The organism is Aeromonas sp. ASNIH8 (assembly GCF_002919855.1).
Lineage (GTDB): Bacteria > Pseudomonadota > Gammaproteobacteria > Enterobacterales > Aeromonadaceae > Aeromonas > Aeromonas caviae.
On sequence record NZ_PQLN01000125.1, the window covers coordinates 1 to 10,075 of the forward strand.

At 63.0% G+C, this 10,075-nt stretch carries 9 protein-coding genes; 6 read left to right on the forward strand and 3 right to left on the reverse strand.

The genetic code is table 11. The features are described from left to right. The first annotated feature begins 695 nt into the window (after positions 1 to 695). The gene (locus C3418_RS21095; RefSeq protein WP_045524779.1) at positions 696 to 1,292 is read left to right on the forward strand and encodes a GPR1/FUN34/YaaH family transporter; all 597 of its coding nucleotides are present in this window, start codon (positions 696 to 698) and stop codon (positions 1,290 to 1,292) included. A 78-nt stretch (positions 1,293 to 1,370) separates the two neighbouring features. On the opposite strand, the gene C3418_RS21100 is transcribed toward C3418_RS21095, so the two are convergent. Together C3418_RS21100 and C3418_RS21105 are read right to left on the reverse strand one after the other, a co-directional pair. After that, entirely contained in the window at positions 1,371 to 2,180 is an 810-nt protein-coding gene (locus tag C3418_RS21100; RefSeq protein WP_103859213.1) for a zinc-dependent peptidase, read from the reverse strand. An 18-nt stretch (positions 2,181 to 2,198) separates the two neighbouring features. Further along, complete coding sequence (locus C3418_RS21105) at positions 2,199 to 2,612, reverse strand: GNAT family N-acetyltransferase (RefSeq protein ID WP_103859218.1); 414 nt, start codon at positions 2,610 to 2,612, stop codon at positions 2,199 to 2,201. 328 nt (positions 2,613 to 2,940) lie between these two features. Here C3418_RS21105 and C3418_RS21110 point away from each other — a divergent pair, with 328 nt between their 5' ends. Next, the gene (locus C3418_RS21110) at positions 2,941 to 4,440 is read left to right on the forward strand and encodes a sodium:alanine symporter family protein (protein ID WP_103859214.1); all 1,500 of its coding nucleotides are present in this window, start codon (positions 2,941 to 2,943) and stop codon (positions 4,438 to 4,440) included. 67 nt (positions 4,441 to 4,507) lie between these two features. On the opposite strand, the gene C3418_RS21115 is transcribed toward C3418_RS21110, so the two are convergent. Continuing rightward, entirely contained in the window at positions 4,508 to 5,314 is an 807-nt protein-coding gene (locus C3418_RS21115) for a crotonase/enoyl-CoA hydratase family protein (protein ID WP_103859215.1), read from the reverse strand. Positions 5,315 to 5,471: 157 nt separating this feature from the next. On the opposite strand from C3418_RS21115, the gene C3418_RS21120 reads away from it, so the two are divergent. From C3418_RS21120 to C3418_RS21135, 4 genes are all read left to right on the forward strand, one after another. Next, positions 5,472 to 7,259, forward strand: coding sequence for a putative nucleotidyltransferase substrate binding domain-containing protein (locus C3418_RS21120; RefSeq protein WP_103859216.1), 1,788 nt, complete (start codon positions 5,472 to 5,474; stop codon positions 7,257 to 7,259). Between the two features lie 2 nt (positions 7,260 to 7,261). Beyond that, positions 7,262 to 7,888: a 3'-5' exonuclease gene (locus tag C3418_RS21125; RefSeq protein ID WP_103859217.1), complete on the forward strand. Its 627-nt coding sequence runs from the start codon at positions 7,262 to 7,264 to the stop codon at positions 7,886 to 7,888. 107 nt (positions 7,889 to 7,995) lie between these two features. Next, positions 7,996 to 8,307 carry a DUF485 domain-containing protein gene (locus tag C3418_RS21130; protein ID WP_039039049.1) on the forward strand — a complete coding sequence of 104 codons (312 nt, stop codon included), beginning with the start codon at positions 7,996 to 7,998 and terminating at the stop codon, positions 8,305 to 8,307. Then, positions 8,304 to 9,959 (forward strand): cation acetate symporter, encoded by a 1,656-nt coding sequence (locus tag C3418_RS21135; RefSeq protein WP_039039048.1) that lies wholly within the window; start codon positions 8,304 to 8,306, stop codon positions 9,957 to 9,959. The genes C3418_RS21130 and C3418_RS21135 overlap by 4 nt, the downstream gene beginning before the upstream one ends. Positions 9,960 to 10,075 lie beyond the last annotated feature (116 nt).

Consider the following 10,075-nt stretch of genomic DNA (forward strand, 5'->3'; position numbering starts at 1 on the left):
GCCCAACCCCCCGCCCCCCCTTACATTTCGCAGCCTCTTCACTGGCCCCCCTTGCTGCCGTGTCTGCATGTTGAAGCCTCCGGCCACAGGGCAATCCCTTGGCCCAACCTCTTGCGTCTCGGTTTTTGTCATCTGGGCCCATGGCCCATCCCGCCTCTGGCTTTTTGACAAGGGCAGCCTCTGATCCTGCCCGTTAATCTTGCGCCCCTTTCGCCCGTGGCAGTCAACACGGCGCGCTTGCGGGTTTCTCAGGCGCCCCGCCCTTGTGTAGGGAACACGGTGGCGAGCGCGGGGTTGACGAGAAAATGGGGAGCGCAACGGACACTGCGATGGCAAGCGATACGGGAGGCCCATGGGCCACAAACAGGAGGGAAACACTCCGGTCTGATGGCATATGAACTCATTTTTCAATCAAGCCGCCATGACGCGACCATCCGGGGCGCGTTTCCCTCACCAATCCCAGTCACCACCATCGTTGCCGACTTTCATGCCAAGGTGCCTTTTATACAAAATCGCAACGTTGAAAACGTTTTTCATTCACCACTCGTCTACCTGAATGGCACGAATAGTTGGTCACTTAAACTTTCGTGTTCTTTTTTTACCATTTCTGTGTGTCCCCCCTTGCCCGGGACCCTGAGCCTGCCTAAAATCGCGCGTCTTTTATCAACCCCACCTCTATTGTTGGAGAACACCACGTGAGCGAAAAATTGGCCAACCCTGCCCCTCTGGGTCTGATGGGTTTCGGTATGACCACCATTCTGCTGAACATCCATAACGCAGGTTTCTTCCCCATCAGCGCCATGATCCTGGCCATGGGTCTGTGCTATGGCGGTCTGGCCCAGATCATCGCCGGCATCATGGAGTACAAGCGTGGCAACACCTTCGGTGTCACCGCCTTTATCTCCTACGGTACCTTCTGGTGGAGCCTGGTGTTCCTGCTGATGATGCCGGGCATGGGTCTGGCCGAAGCCACTCCCCACGCCTACATGGGCTGGTATCTGCTGATGTGGGGCATGTTCACCCTGTTCATGCTGGTAGGCACCATCAACTTCCCGCGCGTGAAGCAGTTCGTGTTCGCCTCCCTGACCGTGCTGTTCTTCCTGCTGGCCGCCCGTGACTTCACCGGCAGCACCCTGATCGGCACCATCGCAGGTTTCGAAGGCATCATCTGCGGCGCCAGCGCCATCTACCTGGCCATGGCCACCGTGATCAACGAGCAGTTCGGTCGCACCGTGCTACCCATCGGCGAGCAGAAGAAAGCCGCTCCCGCCCAGCTCAAAGCCGCTGCCTAAGCACCCGGCGACATCGCTGTCACGAAAAAGGCACCCTCGGGTGCCTTTTGTGTTTCTGCCGCCCGGACACAGTGCCGGTCAGCCCTGCGCTCCGGGATCTCCCGCCAGCAACCGGGTGGCCGGGTAGCGGGCGGCGGGATCCTGGCCGTAGAAGCGAGCGAACTGGTCATAGACCGCGGGGTAGACGGCGCGCAGACGCAACGGATCGGTGAAGAAGCTCTCGCTGCACACCGCGAAGAATTCGGCGGGGTGCGAGGCGGCGTAGGGGTCTATCTCGGTCACCTCCTCTCTGGTCAACTGATCGTTCATCTCGTCAAACGCACCTTGCAGCGCCCGGGTCCATTGCTGGGGATCCATGCCCCGCGGCAGGGGCGGTGCACCGTCCGCATCCCCTCCCAGCATGTCGAGCTTGTGGGCAAGCTCATGGATCACCAGGTTGAATCCGTCCCAGTCCCCGTCCTGCTGCAATTCGCTCCAGGCCAGCACCAGCGGCCCCTGGGGCCAGGATTCACCGGCGTTCTCCTCTTCAAATTCGCTCACCAGCCCGAACTCGTCCTGCACCTCCTGACGACGGGTCACGGGCTCGGGGATGATGATCACCTCGTGGAAACCTCGATACCAATCGAACCCCAGGTGCAGGATGGGCAGCACTGCCTGCAGGGCCAGCACCCCCTGCTGGCGGGGCGTCAGTTCCACCCCGATCTGGGTGAGGGTCTTGCGCGAGAGAAAATGGCGCGCCAGCTCCATCAACTTCTGCGCCTCTTCTTCTTCAAGCCCCTGTAAGATGGGCACCGCCGCCAGCGCCTCGCGCCACTCCTGCTCTTCGGGGAGACGGGGCTCCCGGGGAGATGCACCACCCAATACCTCTTTCAACCTGGACCAGAACACACGGACTCCTCTTGCCAATCAGACAGCTTTCACAAAACGTTTCGGACGCTCGCAATACCCTTGCGCCAGATAAAATCGGTGCGCCCCTTCGCGCTTGAGGCTGCTGGAGAGCTCCAGCTGGCCGCACCCCAGGGCTGCCGCCCGCTGCTCTGCCGCCGCCAGCAGCAGGGCCCCGATGCCCCCTCCCCTTGCACTCTCATCGACAACCAGCGCCGAGATCAGGCCCCAGGCTGGTGCAAGGTGCATGGGTTGCAAGTGGTGCCACACCAGCACCCCCACCGGGATCCCCTCGCACAGGGCCAGCAGTACCTCCCGCGCCGGATCGGGCTGGGCCAGCCTGGCGCTGACCGCCCCGTCAGGGTTGGGGTAGCCCAGCTGGCCAAACAACCCCGTCAATCCGGCCCCATCTTCCTCCCCGGCGAGGCGAATGATGTATCTGTTTTCCCTTGTTGCCACTCCTGGCCTCCTATTTGCATTACCTCAATCAGCCCTCTGGGCATGGCAAAGCGGCAGATGATGGGTATGTACCGAATCTTGTCCAGTTCCATTCACCATTTGTTAATGTCAATTCACAAATTAACAAAGTCACAACACTTTTCACTAGGAAGGCCCTGAACAAACCGATATGTTAAATCCCGCGGACTAACCAGTCGAAAGTCCCGCACAATCCTGAGTGACCCCCTTGGTCACCATATATTTCAATGTTAGGGCAGCGAGGCACAGACCTCGCCAAGACAGCGCAACAAAGGAGTTGTTGTACATGAATGAGATCGTCAATGCCATCAATGGCGTGATTTGGAGCCCTGCGCTCATCTATCTGTGTCTGGGGGTAGGCCTCTACTTCTCCCTGCGCAGCCGTTTCCTGCAACTGCGTCACTTGAAAGGCATGATAGGCCTGATGTTTCAGGGCAAGGGCAACGATGCCGGTGTCTCCTCCTTCCAGGCACTCTCCATGACCCTGGCCGGTCGCGTCGGTACCGGCAACATCGCCGGTGTGGCCACTGCCATCACCTTCGGCGGCCCGGGCGCCCTGTTCTGGATGTGGATGGTCGCCTTCCTCGGCGCCAGCTCCGCCTTCGTGGAGTCCACCCTGGGCCAGGTCTACAAGGAGAAGATCAACGGTGAATACCGCGGCGGCCCGGCCTTCTACATCGAGAAGGGCCTGGGCATGAAGTGGTATGCCTGGACCTTCGCCATCGCCACCATCTTCGCCTGCGGCGTGCTGCTGCCGGGCGTACAAGCCAACTCCATCGGCTCCAGCCTGCAGACCGCCTTTGACATCGATCCCAACGTCACCGCCGCCGGTCTGGCGCTGCTGCTCGGTTTCATCATCTTCGGCGGCGTCAAACGCATCGCCAACTTCGCCAGTACCGTGGTGCCCTTCATGGCGCTGGGTTACATCATCGTTGCCTGCGTCATCATCGCCCTGAACATCGGCCAACTGCCGGGCGTGATCCTGCTCATCTGGAAGAGTGCCTTCGGGATGGAAGCCGGCTTCGGCGCCATTCTGGGTCTGGCCATCATGTGGGGTGTCAAGCGCGGCGTCTACTCCAACGAAGCCGCTCAGGGGACTGGCCCCCACGCCTCCTCCGCCGCGGCGGTGAGCCACCCGGCCAAGCAGGGCCTGGTGCAGGCGTTCTCCGTTTACATCGACACCCTGTTCGTCTGCTCCGCCACCGGCTTTATGCTGCTCATCACCGGCCTGTACAACGTGCAGGGGCCGGACGGTGCCGCCATCTATACCGGCATCGCCGGCATCGCGGCGGGCCCCGGCTATGTGCAGACCGCCATGGAAAGCATGATGCCAGGCTTTGGCAACTACTTCGTCGCCATCGCCCTGTTCTTCTTCGCCTTCACCACCATCGTGGCCTACTACTACATCGCCGAAACCAACATCGCTTTTGTCAACCGCAAGATTAACCGCCCCTGGCTCACCTTCCTGCTGAAGATTGCGCTGATGGCTGCCACCGTCTACGGCACCGTCAAGACCGCCGATCTGGCCTGGGGCCTGGGTGACATCGGGGTCGGCCTGATGGCCTGGCTCAACATCGGTGCCATCCTGATGCTGCAAAAGCCGGCTTTCGCCTGTCTGAAAGACTACGAGGCACAGCTGGCCAAGGGTCTGGATCCCGTGTTCCACCCGGAAAAGCTCGGCATCAAGAACGCGGACTACTGGATTGAAAACCGCGCCGAAGTAAACCTGATGCGCGAGCAAACCGGCCACCCCTTCGAGGCGGACCCGGATACCGTTGCCAAGTAATCAGACGGCACAATGCAAAATGGCAGCTTCGGCTGCCATTTTCATTTGTGTTGGATAGGTGAGGGGTTCAAAGCGCGTTGCGTCGCGGTCCGAATGGCAGGCGCCAGCGAAACAGGCTGTTGAGGGTCGCCCGCCACTGGTTGGGGCGCCCCAGGATCAGCCTCTGCAACCGGGTCTCTTCCTTAAGCATGGCCTCGTCACTGCGAGCCCAGGCCTGGGTGTAGAGCTGCTTGATCCCCGCCAGCGCATCCGGCGACTTGGTGATCAGGGTCCGGGCAAAGGCCCGCGCCTCTTCCAGGGGATCCGCGCACACCCGGCTCACCAGGCCGAGGGACTTGGCTTCGCTCGCTTCCAGCTCGCGCCCGCTCATGGCAAGCTCCATGGCGGTATCCATCCCCATCAGGTTGCGCAGGGTGACGCTGCCGCTCATGTCGGGGATGATGCCCCACTTGATCTCCATCACCGAGAAGCGGCAATCCGGGGTGCTGAAGCGAAAATCGGCGCCGAGCGCTATCTGCAGGCCGCCGCCAAAACAGACCCCCTGGGTCACCGCAATCACGGGCACCGGCAGTTGATGCCAGCCATAGGCCACCCGCTGGGCCAGGTTGGTCGCCTCGTCCGCCTCGCGCTTGAGGATCTCCAGCGGCGCCACCGGCTGCTTCAGCATGGATTTCACATCCAGCCCGGCGCAGAACGCCCGCCCCTCCCCGTGCAGGATCACGGCCCGCAGCCCTTTTTGCCGGGATACTGCGTTCAGCGTCTCGTCGATGGCGTCGAACATGGCCCGATCCAGCGCGTTGAGCTTGTCCCCCCGGCAGAGCATCACCTCGGCGATCCCCTCCTGAAACACCCATTTGACCCTTGGCTTTTCCATCTCCGTCTTCGTCCTTTGATTCAACTGGTCATACCACAACGTTACCAGAGTGTTATGGGCAGGTACAGGGAGGCAGCCCCGGGCCTGCGACTAAAGTCGGCTGGCCCGGTGGTGGAGCCTTTGTCAGACTGGCCCCATGGTCACGGTGGAGCCTGTCATGTCACTTCTGTTCAATTTTGCCCGTCCACCGTTCGACGGCCTGGACGAGGAGGCACGCCAGCGGCTCGGTCAGCACCTCAGCATCTGCTACTTTCGCGCGGGCCAGACGGTGCAGCACGCCGGGGAGGAGCCCGCCGGGCTCTACCTCATCATCAAGGGGGCCGTGGAAGAGTCTGCCCCCCATCAATCCTTTGGGGACTATGGCGAGGGGGACATGTTCGACGTCCGTGCCCAGTTTGACGGGCACTGCCGCCACCGTTTCGCCGCCCTGGAAGATACCCTCTGCCAGCTCATTCCCCGCCCCGTCTTTCTGGCCCTGTGCGACGCACACCCCCATATCGCCCGCTACTTCACCGCCACCCTGGCGGAGCGCCAACGCGAGCAGGAGCGGCGCAGCCAGCTCGGACAGCAGAATCTGGCGGAGTTCATCCTGACCCGCATCGCTCCCGACCATCTGCAGGCGCCGCTCATCGTGGAAAACAGCCTCTCGCTCCTGGCCGCCACCGAGGCCATGGTGGCCAGGGGCACCGACTGCCTGCTCTATCCCGGAGCAGACGGCAGCCTGAGCCTGGCAACCCGCAAGACCCTGCTCCACGCCCTCACCCTCAAGGGATTGCCGCTCAGTGCGCCGCTGGCGGTGCTGACCCCCACCCCGCTGACGGGTCTGCCACTGGGGAGCTATCTGTTCGATGCCTTGCTGCTGATGACCCGCCACCGCATCAAGCGCCTGGTCATCTGGCAGGGGCAGGAGGTGGCAGGCATCCTGCATCTGACCCAGGTACTCGGGCTCTTCTCCACCCACTCCCATGTGTTGACCCTGCGCATCGCCCGCGCCGACTCCCCGGCCGCCCTCGAGGCGGTCGCCCGGGAGCAGCAGCAGCTCATTCGCTCCCTGTTTGCCCAGGGGATCCACACCCTGTTCCTGATGAAGCTCATCGCCACCATCAACGAGCAGTTGATCGCCAAGGCCTTTTCCCTGGTGATCCCCGCGGCGCAGCAAGAGCAGGTGTGCCTGCTGATGCTGGGGTCGGAGGGGCGTGGCGAGCAGATCCAGAAAACCGATCAGGATAATGCCCTGATCCTGCCGGATGGCCTGCCGTGGCCCACCCAGTCGGCGGATCTGGCCGCCTTCAGCGCCCTGCTGGCGCGCCTGGGTTATCCCCCTTGCCCGGGCAGGGTGATGGTCAACAACCCGGCCTGGGTGAAGCCGCTTGACGGCTGGCTGCAAGGGATAGAGCAGGCCTGTGTGCGTGCCAGCGAAGCGGATCTGCTCTGGCTCGCCACCCTGGCCGATGCCCAGGCCATCACGGGAGATCGCGCCCGGCTCGCCCCCGTCGCCCGCCACCTGCGGGCCTGCCTCGCCGACCGGCCGGATCTGCTGGCGGAGATGGCAAGGGCCGCCGTCGCCTTTCACGCCCCCCTCACCCTCTTTGGCAGGCTGGAGCAAGCCCCGGAGGGGCTGGATCTCAAGCGGGGCGGCCTCTTCCCCCTTGTCCACGGCGTCCGGGTGCTCTCCCTGGAGGCGGGGATCCTGGAGACCTCGACCACGGGGCGCATCGAGGCCCTGGTGGGCCAGGGACGCCTCAGCCGGGACTATGGCACCAATCTGGCGGAGGCCTTCCGGCTGTTCATGCGGCTTCGGCTGCGCAGCCAGTTGCAGGAGGGAGACGGACGGGTGCGGGTGGCAGACCTCGGCCCCGCAGAGCGGGATCTGCTGCGCCATGCCCTGCACCAGGTGAAGAAGTTCCAGCAATGGCTCACCTTGCACTTTCGTCTTAGGCAATAGCGATGTGGATGCACTGGCGCCGCCGCTGGTTTGGCAGGACGTTTCGGGAGGGGGAGTTTGCCCCGCTCTTTGCCCGCCCTGCTGGCGACGAGTGGGTGGCGCTGGACTTCGAGACCACCAGCCTGGATCCGGCGCTGGCGGAGATCGTCTCCATCGGGGCGGTGCGCATCCGGGGCAACCGGATAAAGACGGGCGATGCCCTTGCCATCCGGGTCCAGGCTCCCGCCAGCCTGAACGCCGGGTCCGTGGTGATCCACGGCCTGCGCCATCAGGATCTGCAACAGGGAATGGCACTGGAGCCCGCGCTGCGCGCGCTGCTGGAGTTCATCGGCCCCCGTGAGCTGGTGGGGTATCACATCGCCTATGACCTGCGCATTCTCAACCTCGCCTGCCAACGGCTGTGGCGGCTCACCCTGCCCCAGCGCGGCATCGAGGTGAGCCGCCTCTATCACGATCACCTCTATCGCCGCTATCCCGATGCCGCCATCGATCTGCACCTGGCCGCGATCTGTCGCCATCTGGCGCTGCCAGCCCTGCCCCCCCACGACGCCCTGAGCGATGCCGTCACCGCCGCCCTTGTCTTTGTACGCCTGCATCAGGGCGGCCCGCTGGCTTATCCCAAAGTCTAATTGTTCGGAGATAACATTTAATTCACATTTTGCTTACATGGACAGCCGTGCTGTCCGGTAGGGAACCCCTCATCCACCGCTGACATTCACTGTCATGGAGAACTGCAATGGAACAGCAACCGTATCTTCGGATCCAGCAAGATCCCAACTTCCAGGCACTGGTCGCCAAACGCCAGCGTTTTGCCTGGACCCTCTCCATCCTGATGCTGGGGCTCTACCTGGCGTTCATCCTGCTCATCGCCTTTGCACCGGGCTGGCTTGGCACCCCCTTGAGCGAAGGCTCCAGCATCACCCGTGGCATCCCGGTCGGGATTGGTCTCATCGTATCGGCCTTCGTGCTGACCGGTATCTACGTATTTCGTGCCAACGGCGAGTTCGACGAGCTGAACCAGAAGATCCTCAAGGGAGCGCAATCATGAAAGGCAAGTTTCTGCTGCCGCTGGCAGGTCTGATCTCCACCCCCTTGCTGGCGGCCGACGCCATCAGCGGCGAGGTGCAACGCCAACCCCTCAATATCTCGGCCATCGTGATGTTCGTGGTCTTCGTGGCCGCCACCCTGTTCATCACCTACTGGGCCTCCAAGCGCAACCGTTCGGCTTCCGACTACTATGCCGCCGGCGGGCGCATCACCGGCTTCCAGAACGGTCTGGCCATCGCCGGTGACTACATGTCCGCCGCCTCCTTCCTCGGCATCTCCGCCCTGGTCTATACCTCGGGCTACGACGGTCTCATCTACTCCATCGGCTTCCTGGTGGGCTGGCCCATCATCCTGTTCCTGATCGCGGAGCGGCTGCGCAACCTCGGCAAGTACACCTTTGCCGACGTGGCCTCCTACCGCCTCAAGCAGACCTCGGTGCGCAGCCTCTCCGCCAGCGGCTCCCTGGTGGTGGTCGCCCTCTACCTCATCGCCCAGATGGTCGGTGCCGGCAAGCTCATCGAGCTGCTGTTCGGCCTCCAATACCACGTGGCCGTGGTGCTGGTCGGCATCCTGATGGTGCTCTACGTGCTGTTCGGCGGCATGCTGGCCACCACCTGGGTACAGATCATCAAGGCGGTGATGCTGCTCTCCGGTGCCTCCTTCATGGCCATCATGGTGATGAAGTCCGTCAACTTCGACGTCGGTACCCTGTTCAGCGAAGCGGTCAAGGTGCATGCCAATGGTGCGGCCATCATGAGCCCGGGCGGCCTGGTCGCCGACCCCATCTCCGCCATCTCCCTTGGGCTGGCCCTGATGTTCGGTACCGCAGGTCTGCCCCACATCCTGATGCGCTTCTTTACCGTGAGCGATGCCAAGGAAGCCCGTAAATCGGTGTTCTATGCCACCGGCTTCATCGGGTACTTCTACATCCTCACCTTCATCATCGGCTTTGGCGCCATCCTGCTGGTCAGCACCAACCCGGACTTCAAGGACGCCACCGGCGCCCTGCTGGGGGGCACCAACATGGCGGCGGTCCATCTGGCCGATGCGGTGGGCGGCAGCCTGTTCCTGGGCTTCATCTCCGCCGTGGCGTTTGCCACCATACTGGCGGTCGTGGCCGGGCTGACCCTGGCGGGGGCCTCCGCGGTCTCTCACGACCTCTATGCCTGCGTCATCAAGGAAGGCAAGGCCAACGAGGCCGACGAGCTGCGCGTCTCCAAGATGACCACCCTGGTACTGGGTGTGGTCGCCATCGGCCTTGGCATCCTGTTCGAGAAGCAGAACATCGCCTTCATGGTGGGCCTGGCGTTCTCCATCGCGGCGAGCTGCAACTTCCCGGTGCTCTTCCTCTCCATGTTCTGGTCGCGCCTGACCACCCGTGGCGCCGTCTATGGCGGCTGGCTCGGTCTCATCAGCGCCGTGACCCTGATGATCCTGGGCCCCACCGTCTGGGTGAAGGTGCTGGGTCATGCCCAGGCCATCTTCCCCTACGAATACCCGGCGCTCTTCTCCATGGGGCTGGCTTTCATCGGGATCTGGTTCTTCTCGGTCACCGACAAGTCCCAGGCAGCCTCCGACGAGCATGCGAAGTTCTTCCCGCAGTTCGTCAGATCCCAGACCGGGCTCGGTGCCTCCGGCGCCTCCGCCCACTAAGTGGCATCCCACGCATCCAAGCCGGCCCAGTGCCGGCTTTTTTCATGACCGCCCCTCGCCTCCCCTCTGCAAGAGAAGCCGGAGCCCGTTGCCGGCCTGGTCGTGAAACCTTCCCC

Coding starts and splice junctions, on each gene's coding strand:
- C3418_RS21110 (WP_103859214.1), top strand. CDS start 2,941: ATGAATGAGATCGTCAATGCCATCAATGGCGTGATTTGGAGCCCTGCG.
- C3418_RS21115 (WP_103859215.1), bottom strand. CDS start 5,314: ATGGAAAAGCCAAGGGTCAAATGGGTGTTTCAGGAGGGGATCGCCGAG.
- C3418_RS21120 (WP_103859216.1), top strand. CDS start 5,472: ATGTCACTTCTGTTCAATTTTGCCCGTCCACCGTTCGACGGCCTGGAC.
- C3418_RS21125 (WP_103859217.1), top strand. CDS start 7,262: ATGTGGATGCACTGGCGCCGCCGCTGGTTTGGCAGGACGTTTCGGGAG.
- C3418_RS21130 (WP_039039049.1), top strand. CDS start 7,996: ATGGAACAGCAACCGTATCTTCGGATCCAGCAAGATCCCAACTTCCAG.
- C3418_RS21135 (WP_039039048.1), top strand. CDS start 8,304: ATGAAAGGCAAGTTTCTGCTGCCGCTGGCAGGTCTGATCTCCACCCCC.